Origin of the sequence: Granulicella mallensis MP5ACTX8 (genome assembly GCF_000178955.2) — a bacterium.
Taxonomy (GTDB): Bacteria; Acidobacteriota; Terriglobia; order Terriglobales; family Acidobacteriaceae; genus Granulicella; species Granulicella mallensis.
The window spans coordinates 2,750,407-2,769,019 of the sequence record NC_016631.1 but is presented as its reverse complement, the minus strand read 5'-3'; the positions used below and the strand labels follow the sequence as shown (position 1 = coordinate 2,769,019).

The following is an 18,613-nucleotide window of genomic DNA, read 5'->3' as shown; positions in this document are numbered from 1 at the left end:
TTTCCCATTGACACAAACGATTCATGGCTGCTTAAATGATCGCCGCTCGAACAACCCACTCTGCAACGGCTTCAAACGCCGCATTGGATTGTGGGAACAAAAGAACAACTTTTGGAGGCGGTATGCAGCATAGGAATACGAAGAAAACGTACGCCAGCGAAGAGCTTTTGAAGGCGATTGCAAAATATGCAGTCAGCCTGACACTACTGTTTCTGCTGGCACCGTTCTTGATCGACGGACATAGCGCACTGGCGCAGACCGGTGGACAAGGAGCTCTGGAAGGAACGATCACAGATACAACCGGAGCGGTGATTCCTCACGTGACCGTTACAGCAACCGATCAAGCGAGCGGCGTCGGTACGACACGCGTAAGTTCCGGAGCCGGCCTATACAGCATCACTCCCTTGATTCCAGGCATTTACACCATTACGGTGAAGGCAGCAGGATTTGAAACCCTCACACAGAAAAACATTGAAGTAAATGGACTGACCGTAACCGGCTTCAACGCGAAGCTGAATGTGGGTTCTTCGCAGCAGGACGTCACCGTAACGGAAGCTCCGCCGCAGCTACAGACCACGGATGCGGCTGTTGAAGCAGTGATCACCAATGAGACCTACGAGTCACTGCCCTTGATCATGAATAACCAGCAACGCGATCCCACAGGGTTTGCCACTCTCGCTGTCGGAGCGCAGGGCGGTGCGCGCGCGCCTATCTTCTCCGGCACGGGCAACTACCTCGCTGAGGTCTACATGGATGGCATACCCACTACCACTTCGAATCAGCAAGGAGACAATCGCGTTGTGGCCAATGGCGTACCTGTCGAATCGGTGGATCAGTTGCAGATCATATCGAGTGGTCCCTCGGCGGAGTACCAGGGCGCGGGCGCAATCGGCTTCACCATTAAATCGGGTGGCAATAAGTATCACGGACAGATTGTCGACCTCATCCGCAATACCATCTTCGACACCTGGGGTTTTGCGGGAAACCAGGCGACAACGAGCGCAGTGGTCAACGGCAAAATTACAACCGTTCCCGCAGGCAAGAATATCGAACACCAGAATGAGCTTTCCGCCGCTGTTGGAGGCCCCATTCCCTTCACCCGCCACAAAGGATTCTTCTTTGCAAACTACGATAAGTTCCATGGCCGCATCGGCGTCAACCCAAGCGTGTTCACCATTCCAACGGCCTTGATGAAAACAGGCGACTTTACCGAACTCGGTACAGGAACCTATATCTATAACCCGCTGAGTAACTCCTGCGTGGGAAGCAAGTGCACCCGTCAACCCTTCATGGGCCTGAAGAACGGCGTTCCAACCGCGAATGTCATCCCAACCAGTTATCTCTCTCCCATCTCACTCAACGAGCAGCAATATATGCCCGACCCCAACTTGCCGGGTATTGCAAATAACTTCTTGGAAGGCGGTCTCTCCGGATTCGACAACCATGAACTGGTATTCAAAATCGATTACGATCTGACTTCGTCGCAACGCTTTTCTTTCGTGTACTCGCATGGTGTTCGGCAGACTGTAGGTTATGGCGCGAACCTCCCTGTTCCCTATGCGGCTGCTGACAGCTCCTCTATTTCGCCTACCATGTTGATCTTCGAACACTCCTTCGCCGTTACGTCGCGCATGGTGAACCAGTTCAAATATGGCTTCACCCGGTTCCCTCAACCGGTGATAGCCCCCACAGATGGACTGGCCCCTTACCGTGCAGGTCCTGACCTGGGCATTGGAGGCTTGCCTCCCGGACAATCCTCGGGTAACTTCCCCGGTACAACCTTCGGCGCAACCACAGCCTTTGCTACCGCACAATCGTCATGGACAGAAGCGGGTGCGTCCGATGCGACTCACAATACCGTGCCTAACGCCTATACGATTGTCGACAACTTTCAATGGAACAAGGGCCAGCACAACATGACCTTTGGCATCCAGATGCAGTGGCTGCAGGACAATGCAACGTCGCAGAGCAGCCCCTCAGGCATCTATACCCAGGCCTTCGCAGGAACCTCGACCGCAAACTACGTCGGAACCAGTCTGAGCAGTACGGCTACGGGATATTCCTATGCCAGCTTCCTTCTAGGTGCTGTAAATAGTGGTGCAACCTCAGTCCCTCTCTTCAACGAAACAGGAGGCCGGTTCCGTCCGATCTCTCCTTACTTTCAGGATGACTGGAAGATCCTTCCCAACCTGACCCTCAATCTTGGCTTGCGCTGGGACTACCTGCCGCCTTTTCATGAAGCTCAGGACCGGTTCGCCTTCTTCAATCCCAACATAAACAATCCCCAGACAGGTACAGCAGGAGAGCTGCAGTACGCCGGCTTCCGCGGCTCGGATATCAGTTGCGAATGCAGGACTCCGGTGCAGACCTACTGGAAGAACTGGGGACCACGCCTTGGTGCTGAATTCTCTCCCGATCCGAAGACGGTTTTCCGCGCAGGTTTCGCAATTGCATACTCACGTGCGGGAGGAGTCGGAGGCCGCGCTGGTGATGCCTCCGGAACCGGACAAAGCGGTTTTGGATCCAGCATTATTCTCCCCCCCGCAGTTAGTACAGGAGTGGCCGCCGGACCCTCGTACTACCTCAACAACAGCGCTGCCTTTACGGCAGCGGGTGTGGCGAACACGAACTTCGGCGGGCCGGGCTACGCAATTCCAGCTCCGACAGGACCGAGTGCATCCTCTCTCGTACTGGGCATCGGAAACTACGTAAACGGAGCTGGGAGTTACGTAACAGCAGGAGGCGCTCCCGCCTATGCAGATCCTTATCTCTCTGGTCGCGCGCCGGAGTTCATCTTCTATAACTTCGCGATGCAGAAAGTCCTGACGAAAGATATGACAGTCACGCTGGGCTACTCGGGAAGCGAATCACACTTTGTCGGAGGGGCTGGCATTGCAGGATTCTGGTCAGGGCAGCTTGATCCCAAGTACCTTGCCACGCTGGGTTCCGTACTCGCTACCGATGGAGCCACCAACATCCTCAATGCCCCTGCGACTCCGGCGAACATTGCAATTGCCGAAGCCGCAGATCCATCCGTAAAGGTGCCGTATGTCAACTACGCGCAGACACAGTCCGGCAGCGCGAACTCAAATGCAACGATCGGCCGTATGTTGCGGCCTTATCCGCAGTACTCCAGCCCACCTAGTCCGGAATGGGATAACGTGGCCAACCTTAGCTATAACGCCTTTCAGCTCACGCTCAAACAGCGAGAGTTCAAGGGTGTCACGTTCACCCTCAACTACACCTACTCCCGTAATATCGGCGACGACGGCACAACGCGCAGCGCCTTCGCCGTACCGGCATCAGCGTCTTCCAATGGCGTTGCCATAGCAGGCAAGAATCGTGCCGACCGTGACCTGGTCATTACCGACGTTCCTCAAAATCTAAATGCCTATGGACTGGCTAAGTCTCCCTTCGGCAAAAACAAAATTGGCGGGGATAACTGGGCTCTCCGCAATCTGGCTGGAGGTTGGCAAATAGCTGGAATCTTCAGCTATACCTCTGGAAACCCTCTTCTCGTCGTGGGATCAGGATGCACGAATCCATCGGGAGGAACCTGCATGCCCGATCTTGCGCCCGGGCGGACCCGCGACTCGATCCGCATCCACGGCGGGTATGGCGGAAAAGGCGTGACCTATGCGAACTTCGCCACAACACAGTATCTCGACCCTACTGCCTTTGCTCCTCTGCAAACCTTCGCTCTGCCGGCAGGAGCTCCATCGAATGCTGTTCCTATTACAAAGATAGGTAGCTCTCCACGCAGCTCACTCAACCTATGGACACCAAGTCACTACAACCTGGATGCAGCCTTGCAACGCAGCTTCAATATCACTCCGGAACGGGTCAAGTTTATTTTCAGAGCAGACTGCTTCGACGTGACAAACAAAGTCACCTTTGCATTCCCTTCCAATCAGACCGAGACCGTATCGGTAACAAAGGCAGCAACCTCATCGGCTTTCGGTGAACTAACCAGCTTTAGCGGAAATCGTAGATTCCAGTTCTCAGGTCGCATCACCTTCTAACGATCAGGGCCAGGCACAGATGCCTTGTGCCTGGCCCTGATCGTTCCTCTCTTCTTTACAACCGCCATGGTTCTACCTCTCAGGAGCTCCGCCGTGTCTCTCGTGCGCGTACTTTCTCTTTTAGCCCTTTGCTCTGCCATGACAATTCCCGCCGCCAGGGCCGTCACCACGGCCCCGCCGGTCACGGTGACAGAAGATGGCTCGTCCTACACGATGACCAACGGATACCTTACAGTGAAGATCGATAAGCGGACCGGAGATCTTACCTCTCTAAAAACTCCTGCCACAACGACTCCCAATATTGAGCTGATGGGTTATCTCTCTGGCCATCATGCCGGCTATTGGGAGCAAAGCCCTGCGCTAGCGGCGCGCCACGAAACAAAGATAACAATTCAGACTCCCGACCTTGTCGAGGTTTCGGTCAAAGGTTATTCCGACGGCCAATCGATTCTGGGCCCTCATCCTACCGCAGCCGGACAGGAGGGAGGCCTCATTGCAGACCTTGAGATTCGTTACACTCTCGCGCGTTCAGCGCATGGTGTTTATACCTATGCGATCTTCACGCATCAATCGACCTATCCCGCAGGCTCTGTCGGAGAGTCACGCTTCGGCTTCAAACTTTCGGGCAAGGTATTCGATTGGCTTTCAGTCGACAACCAGCGGAACGCCTTGATGCCCACCGGAGCCGATTGGGACGCAGCCTCTGACCTCAACATGAAGGAAGCACGCCGCCTTACGACAGGCATCTATAAAGGTCGCGCGGAACACAAATACGATTACTCCACGGACCAATTCAAAACGCCCGCCTTCGGCTGGGCATCGACTACCCAAAAGGTTGGGCTCTATCTCATCAATCCCTCCATGGAATATCTCTCCTCCGGCCCTCTCCACTTTGAGTTGAGCGGCCATATCGATGACGGGGACGGTGGCGACCCTACGCTTCTCGACTACTGGCGCGGCACACACTACGGAGGCTCCGTACTCAACTTCGCCGCGAATGAGCCCTGGACGAAAGTCGTCGGCCCTATCTTCATCTATGTCCCCACCGGAGCTTCTCCGAATGCACTGTTTGAGGAGGCACGACACCAGGCAACGGTCGAGTCGGCACATTGGCCGTACCTCTGGGTAAGGGGTGTTGATTATCCTCAGGCTGCGGAACGCACGACCGTCCACGGACGTCTCAAGCTCATCGATTCACAAGCACCCTCCATGAAGTTCACGAATCTTCTTGTGGGCCTCTCTTACCCCGATCAACCCGCACCACCTCAAGCCCCACTTCCTCCACCGCCACCTGCCGAACCAGACACAACACCAGACCCCGGTCCTCAGCGCGATGCTCAGGGACATATCCTCAATCGCGGAACGTATGTGCCTCATCGTCCGCGCGGAGCTCGCACCTTCCGCTTCCCACCTCAACCCATCACCTGGCAGAACGATGCAAAGCACTATGAGTTCTGGGTGAATGGCGCGACGGATGGATCATTCAATATCCAGAATGTGCGGCCTGGAACCTATCAGCTTCATGCCGTAACGGATGGCGTTCTCGGAGAATATGCCTCGGATCCGATAACGGTAGAAGCCGGTAAGCCACTCGATCTGCGCACGATTGAGTGGCATCCCGTACACTTCGGCCGCCAGCTCTGGCAGATTGGAACCCCGAACCGCTCCGCCAAAGAATTCAAGATGGGCAACGATCATTGGCATTGGGGTCTCTACCTCGAATACTCGAAGTTGTTTCCCCATGACGTTGATTTCACCATCGGGAAATCCGATCCTGCGCAGGACTGGTTCATCTACCAGGTGCCCCACGTGACCGTCGACGACCCCAGCGGCAAGGCCGAGGGGAGAGCCACGCCCTGGACCATCCACTTCAATATGCCCGGTAGCTCTCAGCCTACCGGCTTAGCCACCTTGCGCTTCGGTCTCTCCGGCGTTTCGACACGCTCTCTTGCAATCTCTGTCAATGATAAGTCCGCTGGAGAGTTGACCAATATGTTTGGCGGTGGCTCAGTCATCAACCGCGATGGAGTCGAAGGCACATGGACCGAAAAGGACTTCACCTTCGACGCCTCCCTGCTAAAGCCCGGGGCGAACACCATCGTACTGACCGTCCCTGCCGGTAGTCCTATGAGCGGTATCTGCTACGACGTCATCCGCCTGGAGTTAGCACCATCTTCGACCACAGGATCGGTCGTGGGAGCAAACTAATCAATGTCTCTTTCGTCTACTTCAGGCTTTCGCGATATTTGCGCCATCCCCCGAGCTGGGTGATCTCAATAGCATCTTCAGTTGCGGCAGGTTCTACAAGAAACCCTTTAACGAGAGACCCGTCTTCAAGACGAAGGGTCCCAATCGAAAGCGGTTGAGGAACTCCGTCAACAAAACTTCCGACAGTGTCCTCTGGAAGAGCCCAGACCTCAACTTCAATCCCTGGACCCTCAAAGCCAGGGACACGTACAAGTCCGGGCTTAGGAGGTACAGTTCCCTTCAAGGCATAAAACTTATAGTCCGGGGACGTGCGGCAGGTTCGGATAAGTGAACCCTTGCGTTCCGTCAACTGCCAATTCAGTGGTTGACCGGTGAGGTGAGCACCAACAACCGCCATCAGCAAGCAGCCGGGCGGCGGCGTTGCAGCAACCAACGCAGGTGTTTCAGCCAGCTTTCTATCGGAGCCGCCCAGAGTAGCTCCAAGGCCGCGATGCAAACGGTCCGCCAGCACAAGAAGAGCGGTCTCTTGAAACGCCTGTCCGATAAGACTGACGCCAAACGGCAAGCCATCCGGACGAAAACCTGCCGGTAGAGCAACCGCCGATAGATCCAGCAGATTGACGAAGTTCGTGTATTGTCCGAGGTGGCTATTCCGTTCAATCGGAGCTTCACCAATCTCTTCTATCGTGTAGGTCCGAGGTGCAGTTGGAAGAACCATTACATCGATGGAGTTCCACACTCGTGCAGTCTGCCGTCGAAGCTCTTCGAGCTTATAAGCTGCCTTGAAGGTATCGACCGCTGAATAATTAGCCGCCCCCCGAATGATCTTCGCAACCGTCGGGTCCATCGCCTCAACGTGCTGCTCAACGAACGACTCTATCGCCGCATAACGCTCTGCAACCCAGGGCCCTTTATAGAGCAACTGTGCCGTTGCCAGAAAAGGCGCGAGGTCAAATTCGACGGGCTGTCCACCCAGCGCCACGAGTTTTTCTACCGCAGCCTGATAGAGCGCGGGATTGTGTGAGTCCCCGTAGAACTCCAACGTGCCAGCCACAGGGACACCAAAGCGAAAGCTCGGTGCGGCAATCCAAGGAGCAGCTCCGGCACCAATTGCAGGAACACGGGAGTAAGGGTCCTGGCCATCGAGTCCTCGTGCTGCACTCAGTACCACCGAAGCATCGGATGAAGTCTCCGCAAAGATCGACACGCAATCCAGCGTACGGCATGCAGGCACCACACCGTGAGTACTCAAGACCCCACGTGTCGGCTTCAGTCCGATCAGGTTATTGAACATCGCGGGAACTCGGCCCGAGCCAGCAGTATCCGTACCTAACGAGAAGCTCACCAGACCGCTGGCAACCGAGACAGCCGAACCAGAGCTGGAGCCACCCGAGATATATCTCTTGTCGAAGACGCTAGAGCAGATTCCGTACGGAGTTCTCGTACCAACGAGTCCCGTTGCGAACTGGTCCATGTTGGTCTTACCGATCAGCAGGGCTCCCGCAGCTTCCAACCGGGTAACGACAGTAGCGTTCTGCTCCGGAGTATAGGAATATTCCGGACACGCTGCCGTAGTAGGAATACCGGCAACGTCGATATTGTCTTTCACCGCGAAAGGAATTCCATAAAGGGGAAGATCCGCCTGTACTGCGGATTGCAGTTTCCTTGCTTGCTCCAAGGCCTTCTCGCGAGGAACAAGCGCAATCCACACAGGCTGCAATCCTTCCGCATCGATGCGGTCGTAGATCTCGTTGACCACAGCTTCAGGAGTCACCTGGCCGGAGGCATAGGCTTTGTGGATCGATGTAATATCCATAATCGTTGTTGCCTTTCACTACATCGTTTTCTAGGCTGGCCCGCGTTAAGAGGGACGAATGGAAACGAGTAACTGTCCACCGTTGACGATGGCCCCGAGTTCACAATGGATCTCCTCGACGGTGCCGCTGATAGGCGAGGAGATCGCAATCTCGGTCTTCATGGCATCGAGGACGATCAACTTCTCATCCTCTGCAACTACCTGTCCCGGCTTGACTGCAATCTGGAAAACGCTTGCAGTCAGCGGAGAAGAGACACCCTCGCAACCTTCTGCGACCGTGGCACTTTCCGTCTCCTGAGGAACCTCAGGCGGTTCAACGACCGTCAGCAATCCGGCAGCACGCCAGCGCTCCCGCTCGGCATCGAAGGACTCCTTCTGATGCCGTTTGAACGCAGCGGCTTCAACGCTGATGGAGTCCAGAAAACGCTGATATTCCGCGAGGTTGAAGGTAGTCTCCTCGACCTTCAGTTCGTAACCGCCATGCGGAAAGCGTTCCCGAGCATCAAGCAACTCTTCCGCGGAAACCGGATAGAAACGAATCTGGTCGAAGAAGCGTAGCGACCAGGGAATGCCCTCGGCAAAGGCAGGCGTCGACTTCCAGGTGTTCCACACCTGGATGGTGCGGCCGACAAGCTGATATCCGCCGGGGCCTTCCATTCCGTAGACGCACATGTAGGCTCCACCGATGCCAACAGCATTCTCCGGAGTCCACGTGCGTGCAGGGTTGTACTTCGTGGTGACGAGGCGATGGCGAGGATCGATCGGCGTCGCCACCGGAGCCCCGAGATAAACATCGCCCAGCCCGAGCACTAAGTAACTAGCCTCATGCACAATGCGATAGACATCATCAATGGAATCCAGCCCGTTGATGCGCCGAATAAACTCGATATTCGAGGGGCACCAAGGAGCATCAGGTCGCACGGCCTGCATATATTTCTGCTGAGCGAGCTTCGCCTGCGGATCGTCCCACGACAGCGGCAGGTGCACGATGCGCGACGGAACTGTGATGTCCGTAAGCTCCGGCATAGTGCGATCAATCTCGTCCAAGGCATCGATCAACTTCTGCCGGGCAAGCTTGCGGCTGTCGTAGTGGATATGCAGCGAACGAATTCCCGGAGTGATATCGATGATGCCCGGAATATTCGCAGCACGCAGATTCTGCTCGAGGATATGAACCCGGAATCGCAGGTTCAGATCAAGTTGTAACTCTCCATACTCCACGAGGAGATACTTATCGCCGTCCGCACGAAAGGTCATGGACTGGGCACGGTCTGTAATTCGCTTCAATATAGCCGGTTCAAGCGTAGGAGCTTCAGGGAGTGCGGCCAAGGGACTGCCAAAGTTCTGGAGGAACTTATCCTGTTCTTTCTCCATCGCTTCAGCCTGAGCAAGATTGACGCGGTAGAACTGAACGAGATCACCGGCCTTGAGCTGCCCGAGCTTCCATAGCTCGGCCTGCACGATCGTGGCAGGGCAAACAAATCCTCCCAGGCTGGGACCGTCGGGCCCGAGCAGGATTGGCATGTCGCCTGTGAAGTCGATCGTGCCGATGGCATAGGCATTGTCGTGAATATTGGAGGGATGCAATCCGGCTTCTCCACCGTCTGGCCGCGCCCATTTGGGCTTCGGTCCAACCAGCCTCACCCCAGTACGATCGCTCTGGTAATGCACCTTCCACTGCGTCGAGAAGAGCATCTCGATATCTTCTTCGGTAAAGAACTCCGGCGCCGTATGAGGGCCGAAGAGAACGCCGATGGTCCAAGTGTGCGTGAGCGCTGGCACAAGCGCAGAGGGCAACACCGCTGCCGTCTCAAGCGCTAAATCCTGTTGGCCGATATGGAGAACATCCCCAGCGCGTAATCCTCTTCCAGCATGTCCACCAAATCCACCCAGCACGAAGGTGCTGCGGCTTCCAAGATAAGGCTGTGTATCGAAGCTTCCCTGAACCGCCAGATAAGTACGAGTACCTTCTTTCGACGCAGCACCAAGGGACAGCACGCTACCCGCCTTGACCTCAACAGCCGTCCACAGCGGTATCAACGCTCCATTGAGCTTTGCCCCCATATCGGCGCCTGTAAGAGCAATGCATGTATCGCCGTAGAATTTGAGACGGCCACCCATCGTGGCGAACTCAATCGCAGAGGCACTCTCGGGATTCCCCACCAGCCGGTTGGCAATCCGGAAGGACAGATGATCCATCGGACCGGAGGGAGGCACGCCGATATTCCAATAACCGATGCGGCCGGGGTAGTCCTGAATCGTAGTCTGCGTTCCCCCCTCGAGCACTTCCACGGCGTGCCGGGCAAAAGCAAAGGTTCCAAGAAACGAGGTTGTGATCTTGCCCGACACAAACTCCGGCGTCTGAATCACCTCTCGCAGATACCGGAGATTCGTCTCGGTGCCATCGATCGCGGTAGCGGAAAGAGCCGCAGAGAGCTTCTGCAAAGCCTCTTCCCTGTCTTTTCCATGGACGATAATCTTCGCGATCATTGGATCGTAGAAAGAGGTAATCGTCGTTCCCGATTCGATCCATGTCTCAACACGGGCCAAGCTGGCGTCCGGAAACTTCACCAGCGTCAGCTTCCCCGGAGTCGGTTGGAAGTTATGCGCGGGATCTTCCGCATAGACCCTGGCTTCGATCGAAGCTCCTGCAGGCTTGATCGTAAAAGAATCCAGAGGCGGCATATCGCCCGAGGCCTGGCGGACCATCCACTCAACTAGATCTATCCCGGTAACCTCTTCGGTCACGCCGTGCTCCACCTGCAGGCGCGTATTGACCTCCAGGAAGTAGAACTCATTCGTGTCGTCGTCGTAGATAAATTCAACCGTACCGGCTGAGGCATAGTTCACGGCCTTTGCCAGCAGAATCGCGGCGGATCTCAACTGCTCCCGCGTAGCCTCTGTAAGGCCCGGAGCCGGCGTCTCTTCCAACACCTTCTGATGGCGGCGCTGAGCGGAGCAATCCCGTTCCCCCAGGGCCAGCACATTGCCTTTACCATCGCCAAAGATCTGTACCTCGATATGCCGCGCGCGCGACACAAACTTCTCGAGATACACACCACTGTCGCCAAAATTCGCACGACTCAAACGAAGCACGGACTCGTAGGCTTCGCCAAGCTGTTCCGCGGAGTGGCAGACACGCATGCCAATTCCGCCACCACCGCCGGAACTCTTCAGCATCACCGGGTACTTCAGCAGTTCGGCCTGCGCCAGAGCATCCTCGAGACTCGACAGTAGACCTGTACCGGGCAACAAAGGAACCCCGCAAGTCTTTGCAGTAGCACGTGCCGTATGCTTCAGGGCAAACGCCTCAATATGCTCCGGAGCAGGTCCAATAAAGGTGATCCCCCGCGCCGCGCACTCACGTGCAAACTGAATGTTTTCACTCAGGAAGCCATAGCCCGGATGAATCGCCTCTGCGCCCGTCTGCGCTGCAGCGGCAAAGATCGCATCGAAAGAAAGATAGCTCGAGGCTGCCGGGGCTTCGCCAATCAGAACGGCTTCATCAGCCTGCAGGACATGCAAGGAATTTTTGTCCGCCGTAGAGTAAACGGCCACCGAGCCCACACCCAGACGATGCAAGGTACGTTCAATCCTGCAGGCAATTGCGCCGCGGTTGGCGATCAAAACTTTTCTAAACATACATCTCCTATTTCGCATCCCAGACAAGAACCTGCGCAGGGGTCGGGTTATACGCGTTACACGGATTGTTCAGTTGGGGACAGTTGGAGATGACCATCAGCACATCCATCTCCGCCCGCAGTTCCACATATTTTCCCGCATCGGACACTCCATCTTCAAAGGTGAGCTTTCCCTCGGAGGTCACGGGAACATTCATGAAGAAGTTGACATTGGCAGTTAGATCACGCTTCTCCAGCTCCTGCCCAGTCTCTTTGGACCATGCGAGAGCTCCCTTCAGAAAGCTCTGCCGGCAGGCATGCATGGAATGCGTATGAATGGCGTAGCGAACCATATTGCTCTCCGCGGAACAAGCGCCTCCAAGGGTATCGTGCTGACCGCAAGTGTCAGCCACAATCGTCAACATGACGTTACGATTCGTCGAGATCAGCTTTGTTCCCGTCGTGAGGTAGATATTGTTCTGCTCGCGAATCGTGTCCTGCGCGCTATAGCGATCGGAGTAGTTATGCGCGTTGTAAAAAAGGGTATCTACCGCCTGGTTTCCCAGCAGGTCGACAATGCGAACGGTCTGTCCTTGAAAGATCTCGTGGACGAAGTAATCACCGGCTCCAATGGTCTCGCTGAAGATTGCGTCATCGGGCAGACGCGGGCTCACTTGAATCGTTGTCTCTGTCACCATAAAAACTCCTTGGATTTAAACGAAATATCGCTCGGTGAGAATGAAACCTCGACCATTTTCCGGACAGGCATTCCGGCAGGCATCGTCAGGTCCTGGAGCTTCTACCTTCTTGATCGTCAGCCGGACCGGACGTTGCGCATAGGTCTTGTCCGGGTCCATGGGATGCTGACAGGTATTGAGGATCACGAGTGTATTCATCTCTGAACGCAGCTCTATAGCTGAGCCGGCTGCCGAGTGATTCTCAATAAACTGCATCCCGCCATCTTCGCGTACCGCAACCTTGCTGAAGAAGTTCACATTCATCATGAGGTCACGGCCGTTCATTCCATACTTCGCCAACTCAATCAGGAAGCCATCGAGCGCATTCTGATGCCAGTTGTTCTTCGCCTCCTGATAGGAGAGCCTGCCGTATTTCTTCTCGACAAGCGTAGCGTCGGAACAACCGCCAAGAGGATCGTGCCAGCCAAGCGTATCGTCCGTAATGGAGCAGAGAACCCTTCCCATATCGGAGTACAGGACAGAATCTTTCGTCAGGCGGGCAATATGCTGCGCCTTCAACGTATCGGATAAATTGAGACGTTCTGACGGATTGTCGGCGTTGAGAAAGATAGCGCCTACATTGCTATTGTCTTCAATCGCCTCAATGCGAAGCGCTGTACCGCGCTTCAAGATATGAGACCAGGAAGACGAGCCGGGGAGAGTCTCCTCCCAGAGAGTAGATGTATTCAATAGATCCGTCCTTCTTCAGTACCTTCTACCGAAAGGGCGATGCACATCCAGTGCATCCGTTCCAATATTTCTGCTGATGTCATAAATCAAAAGCACAGCTCGTTATTTCTGATCCGGGGATATTCGCCATACCGTGCCTTGGCGTCCATTCGAAAGCCATACCGATCCGAATCCGAACCGTATGCCGTCGCCACCGGGACCACCCCATTGCTTCGCGACCTTATTGGTTTTCGGATCCACCTGGGTCAAGGGAAAATCAAACATGGTAGCCCACACAGATCCGGCTCCAAAGGTGATTTCTCCCCCGCTGCCGGGGATGCCACACGAGATCGTTGCAACGACCTTGCCAGTCTTCATCTCGACCCGGGTGATTGTTCCATCACCTTGATTGAGCGTCCATACCGAACCGGCGCCCGCTGTAAGAAAGCGAGGCTTGGGGCCTACGGGAATCGTGGCGACAATCTTTTCCGAAGCAGGATCGACCTTCAGCAACTGGTCATGCTCAAAAGAGGAGATCCAGATAAAGCCATCACTGAATAAAGGATTTTCCGAGCCAGAGGGGAGCTCAATGGTTGCGGCTACCGCATTCGTCTTTGGATCGATCCGTACCAAGGCCGATGGCTTCGTAACCATCCAGACCGAACCCGCGCCAACAGTAATTCCACCCTCGGAGTTCGCCGGGTCTCCTGCGATCTCCGCCACCGTCTTTCCCGTTGTGGGATCGACACGAATGACAGAGTGTCCACCGCAGCTCGGAATCCAGATCGATCCGAATCCGTCCGCCAGTCCAGAGCAAGGACGCTGCACATCGACGATCAGCCCCACCTTATTGGTAGCTGAAAGAAGCTGGACAACATGGTTCGCTCGAGCACTCGTAATCCAGACAGAATCTTTCGTGACGACCGCCCAATCAGGCGACCCCTCTACCGGAAGGACGGCTTCGGTCTGGATATCTGCCATAGAGCGCGAGACACCTTCCGTAGCCACACCGGGCCTGACGATACGAGGCGGCCGAACCCTGACGGGAGCCTGTCCCGCTGGAGGAACTGGCGGTGAGGCTGGCGTCTGACTGAATGCGAGCGGCGCCAACGCAATCCCAGCGAAGAGAAGGGTACGCCCCGTTACGGACAAAACCTGATCGTGTAAGGACATTTCTTTCAAGCCCCCTGCATGGAAATCATGGATAGGAAAGGAGATTCTGCGTGGTCACAGATTTTCTTAACTAGACCACAAAAGCATTTAGCAGTGAGTGGGTATGCAAATTGGCTATCACCGATATAGGCAAACGCAGATAGCAAGCGCCTCGCATAAGTGCCTGCATCCAGACAGGCTCAAATATGGGCCATTTACTCCCGCTGAGACACTGACTCTCATCTTCGTGCGTTCCCTTCTATAGATAGCGTCATCTCGTTTCAATTGCTGGAGTTTCACGAAAGGATGGGGCACACACAGTACCGATCCTTTGGCAGAGATGCAATCTTCGGGTCTTATGCGGTCTATAAGAGAAATCCATGTCCCTTTGACTTTCACTTCTCGCACGCTAAGCTCTTTTCACCAGACAGCAATAAAAGGCTTTTCGTCGGTTCCGACGAATGCAGATTCCATCTGCACTTGCAGAATTGCAAAATCATCCGTTTCTATTTCATCCCGCTTCCCTGGAGGTAGTGCATGGACTTTCGTATCAAACGATTGGTTAAGATAACGTTTTTCGGCCTTATCTGTACGCTTCTGGGAGTTATCTCTCCGCTGCTGTCTCGCCCCATGATGGCGCAGAGTAATACCACCAGCCTCACAGGCACTGTTATGGATGCCACCGGAGCCATGCTCGGCGAAGCCTCCGTTACCCTTTCCAATCCTGCGACTGGACTCACCAAGAGCATCAAGACTGATGACAAGGGAAACTATGGCTTTGAACAGGTTGAGCCTGGCAAATATACAGTCACGGTCACCGTCCCCGGTTTTTCCGAACAGGTAGAGCAAGTGGAACTCCTTGTTGCCACACCGCTCAAGGCCAACTTCAAGCTAACAGTTGGGGCGAATGAAATCGTCAATGTCGAGAGCACGTCCCTGTCTGCGGTCAACACCACGGATGCCACCCTGGGCAAAGCCTTCAATAGTGCACAGGTCCAGAACCTTCCCTATCTGGCCAATAACGTCAACTACCTTCTATCGCTTCAGCCGGGCGTTCTCGCCCTTGATCCCGGTGCTACCACAGGCGGCGTCAATACCGACATCCGTACCGGCATTGTGAACGGGGCTCGACAGGACCAGACGAACCTCACTCTCGACGGCGTCGACAATAACGATCCTAACTATGGATATGCCTTTGTCGGCGTACTGCGTTCCACGCGTGAGTCTGTCGAAGAATTCCGCGTCACCACCACCAACAGCGGCGCGGATGCAGGCCGGTCTTCCGGCGGTCAGGTTTCCGTCAGCACCCGCAGCGGCACCAACAAGATTCATGGCAGTGCTTACGAGCTCTATCGCGATCCTGCCGCAGCGGCGAATAACTGGTTTCTCAAGCAAACGCAACTCCAGTCGAAGCAGCCCAACATTGCCGCAAAGGTGCTGCAACATACCTATGGTGGCTCTCTGGGCGCTCCTATCATCAAGGACAAGCTCTTCTTTTTCGGGGCCTATGAAGGATTCAAGCAGGCCACAGACTCCATCGTCACACAGATCGTGCCCTCCATTCCCAACCCTGTTGCGGGAGGGACGGTCAACATTAATGGCGTAAATGTCGGTGGCCTGGTCACTGGAAATGTCCTCTACCCATTGGCCTCGAGCGGAGTTCAGGTCCTGACGCCGGATAGTATCGCAGCTATGGATCAGGGCTGTACGCTGTGCAGCGCACCCGGTACCAATGCTGCTGCCCTCGCCTACTTCAAGCAGTTCCCGGCAGCGAATTCAAACTCCGGTGGTGACGGCTATAACACGGGAACCTATATCTTCGCATCGCCGCAACCCGTTCACCAGATCACCAATGTCGCTCGACTGGATTACACCATCAACGCCCACCAAAGCCTCTTTATCCGGGGCACGCTCCAGAGCGACAACCAGGCCAGCGCACTTCAGTTTCCAGGTCAACCGCCAAATAGCGTTACCTACTCAAACAACAAAGGCCTGGCTGCGGGTCACATCTGGCAGGTCAGCGACGCTTTGACGAACAATCTGCGATACGGCTTTATCCGCGAGGGAACAGCGACTCGAGGCGCGGGATCCCATCCCTATGTTACTTTCGGCGCCTTTAGTTCGCTGACTGGAACGGGGACCACCACCGGTGCTACCGGCGATACGATCTACCTCGTTACCACCAATAACATCATCGATGACGCAGCTTATGTGAAAGGCAGGCACACCTTCCAGTTCGGCGTGAATGACCGCTTTATTTCTAATAGCCGCTATTCCTCCAGCACCCTCTATTCTTCTGCCTCCGTGTCCTACACGGTACTGGCCTCGGATGCTATTGCAGGTAGCGGAGCGAACCTCGATCCAACCGGGACCTACGGAGCGGTCGCAACGTCCTTCTATCCTTCGTACAACAATGACATCCTGGCAAACGTTGGCGGCATCACCTCTGCCACCTCTTATACGAATTTCATTGTTCAAAATAACTCACTGGTTGCCGCACCCACCGGAACGGTTCCCACGCATATCTATAAGGCGCTTGAACAGGAATATTACTTCCAGGATCAGTGGAAAGCCACTTCGCAACTCACTCTGACCGCCGGTCTCCGCTATACCCATCTTGGCGTTCCCTATGAGGAAAACGGCCAGCAGGTTGCGCCCAATATCGATCTTGGCACCACCTTCCTGCAGAATCGTGAGGCAGCAGCAGCAGCTGGCACAGCCTATAACACTCGCATCAGTGTCGTACCGGGTGGTCAGGCCAATGGGGCGCCCAATCTCTATAAACCGCAGAAGCTCAACTTTGCTCCGCGCGTGGCCTTCGCCTATGCCACACCGAACAATCGCACCTCTGTTCGCGGCGGCTTCGCCCTGGCCTTCGATCACTTCGGTGAAGCGGTTATCGATGCCTATGACTCCGGCGGTGCTTTTGCTCTGAGCCGTAATAATGGCTTTGCATTCCCTACTACCGCTACCACTGCAGAGTTTACCGGCTTCGAGAATGTACCCGCACCCGCTGTAAGTGCGGCTACCCAGCCCTTCCCCATTACCCCGGCGGATACCTCGATTACGGCCTTCGGTAGCTCTTTCAAAAGGGACATCAACTCCAACCTCAAAACCCCCTACGCCGAGACCTTCAACCTGTCCGTCCAGCATGAAGTGATCCACGGCATGACGGTCACAGCCTCCTACGTCGGCAGGCTCGGACGTCACGTTCTGAACAACCTTGATGTTGCTGCCCCCACCAATCTTTATGACGCAGGAAGTAGCCTCACCTACTTCCAGGCCGCGACCGCCTTTGACAAGGCGATCGATGCCGGTGCCTCGATCGGCAGCATTCCGAACAGTGGTTACTTTCAGGACATCTTCCCGAATGCGACCTACACCCAAAAGGTTCCGACTGCAGCCATTCCAGCAGGAAAATACACCGGTGCCAAAGCCTACTATGCATCGCTCACTGTTGACCGTAAGAGCGGTAACGACACCAACACTCTCTACAATTTCGATACCACTCCCGGCTTCAATCCCAAGGGCATCGAACAGTTCTTCTACCCTCAATACACCTCTATTTACGTGGAGTCTTCGATCGGAACCAGCAACTACAACGCTTTCCAGCTTTCCGTTCGTCACGCCTTCAAATACGGCAATGAGTACGACATCAACTACACCTTGTCGAAGTCGCTGGATTATGGATCGTCTCCTGAGCGTTCCAACGCAAGCAGCATTCTTAACACCTTCAGCCCGCGAGAGAACTACGCCGTTTCGGATTTCGACGCGCGTCATAATCTGACAGCCAACTACAGCCTTAGCCTGCCTTTCGGCAAGGGCCAACTGTTCTTCAATAAACCCGGCGCCATCATGGACCGCATCCTCAGTGGCTGGCAACTCAACGGCACGGTCCGCTACAGCAGCGCATTTCCCTGGAGCGCATCCGCCTCTGGATATGGAACCAACTTCGACATGACGAGCTATCTCGTTAAGATCGCTCCTATTGCCTCAGGGGGACATCGCTTCGTACAAAATACAGCGACTCCCTACGAGACAGCCTTCAAGTCGGATACACAGGCCCAGGCAGCAGCCGCCTTCCGGTATGCGTATCCGGGTGAGGTCGGCCAACGGAACTCGCTGCTGGCCGATGGCTATCTCTCTTTCGACGATGGTCTGAGCAAGTCGTTCAGGACCTTCCGCGATCAAAGTTTCAAGATCTCGGTCGAGGGATTCAACATCTTCAATAACGTCCGCTTCAGTACCCCCACTGCCGCTGTTGCCAATGTGAAGTTCGGCAACTACGCACCTACAGCCACCAACACTGCATTACTTACATCGCCGCGACAGATGCAGTTCTCGGGCAAGTACTACTTCTAATCGGCATCACCTTACACCTCATTCTCT

Annotated in this window: 8 protein-coding genes; 3 read left to right on the top strand and 5 right to left on the bottom strand. The window is 55.2% G+C overall.

From position 1 onward, the window contains the following. The first annotated feature begins 122 nt into the window (after positions 1-122). Together ACIX8_RS11415 and ACIX8_RS11410 are read left to right on the top strand one after the other, a co-directional pair. Positions 123-4,022: a TonB-dependent receptor gene (locus ACIX8_RS11415; protein ID WP_014265492.1), complete on the top strand. Its 3,900-nt coding sequence runs from the start codon at positions 123-125 to the stop codon at positions 4,020-4,022. Between the two features lie 93 nt (positions 4,023-4,115). Beyond that, positions 4,116-6,230: a polysaccharide lyase family protein gene (locus tag ACIX8_RS11410; RefSeq protein ID WP_014265491.1), complete on the top strand. Its 2,115-nt coding sequence runs from the start codon at positions 4,116-4,118 to the stop codon at positions 6,228-6,230. Positions 6,231-6,246: 16 nt separating this feature from the next. Here the strand turns inward: ACIX8_RS11410 and atzF are convergent, their stop codons facing one another. From atzF to ACIX8_RS11385, 5 genes are all read right to left on the bottom strand, one after another. After that, the gene (gene atzF, locus ACIX8_RS11405; protein ID WP_014265490.1) at positions 6,247-8,046 is read right to left on the bottom strand and encodes an allophanate hydrolase; all 1,800 of its coding nucleotides are present in this window, start codon (positions 8,044-8,046) and stop codon (positions 6,247-6,249) included. Positions 8,047-8,091: 45 nt separating this feature from the next. Beyond that, positions 8,092-11,688, bottom strand: a complete 3,597-nt coding sequence (gene uca, locus ACIX8_RS11400) for an urea carboxylase (protein WP_014265489.1) — start codon at positions 11,686-11,688, stop codon at positions 8,092-8,094. A 7-nt stretch (positions 11,689-11,695) separates the two neighbouring features. Then, entirely contained in the window at positions 11,696-12,364 is a 669-nt protein-coding gene (locus ACIX8_RS11395; protein WP_014265488.1) for an urea amidolyase associated protein UAAP2, read from the bottom strand. 15 nt (positions 12,365-12,379) lie between these two features. Next, positions 12,380-13,093, bottom strand: coding sequence for an urea amidolyase associated protein UAAP1 (locus tag ACIX8_RS11390; RefSeq protein WP_014265487.1), 714 nt, complete (start codon positions 13,091-13,093; stop codon positions 12,380-12,382). Between the two features lie 102 nt (positions 13,094-13,195). Further along, complete coding sequence (locus ACIX8_RS11385) at positions 13,196-14,245, bottom strand: Vgb family protein (protein WP_014265486.1); 1,050 nt, start codon at positions 14,243-14,245, stop codon at positions 13,196-13,198. Between the two features lie 516 nt (positions 14,246-14,761). Here ACIX8_RS11385 and ACIX8_RS11380 point away from each other — a divergent pair. Beyond that, positions 14,762-18,586 (top strand): carboxypeptidase-like regulatory domain-containing protein, encoded by a 3,825-nt coding sequence (locus ACIX8_RS11380; protein WP_014265484.1) that lies wholly within the window; start codon positions 14,762-14,764, stop codon positions 18,584-18,586. Positions 18,587-18,613: the final 27 nt, after the last annotated feature.

What these genes read in the sequence shown, in the direction of transcription:
- ACIX8_RS11415 (WP_014265492.1), top strand. Translation starts at nt 123, where the DNA reads ATGCAGCATAGGAATACGAAGAAAACGTACGCCAGCGAAGAGCTTTTG.
- atzF (WP_014265490.1), bottom strand. Translation starts at nt 8,046, where the DNA reads ATGGATATTACATCGATCCACAAAGCCTATGCCTCCGGCCAGGTGACT.
- uca (WP_014265489.1), bottom strand. Translation starts at nt 11,688, where the DNA reads ATGTTTAGAAAAGTTTTGATCGCCAACCGCGGCGCAATTGCCTGCAGG.
- ACIX8_RS11380 (WP_014265484.1), top strand. Translation starts at nt 14,762, where the DNA reads ATGGACTTTCGTATCAAACGATTGGTTAAGATAACGTTTTTCGGCCTT.
- ACIX8_RS11385 (WP_014265486.1), bottom strand. Translation starts at nt 14,245, where the DNA reads ATGTCCTTACACGATCAGGTTTTGTCCGTAACGGGGCGTACCCTTCTC.
- ACIX8_RS11395 (WP_014265488.1), bottom strand. Translation starts at nt 12,364, where the DNA reads ATGGTGACAGAGACAACGATTCAAGTGAGCCCGCGTCTGCCCGATGAC.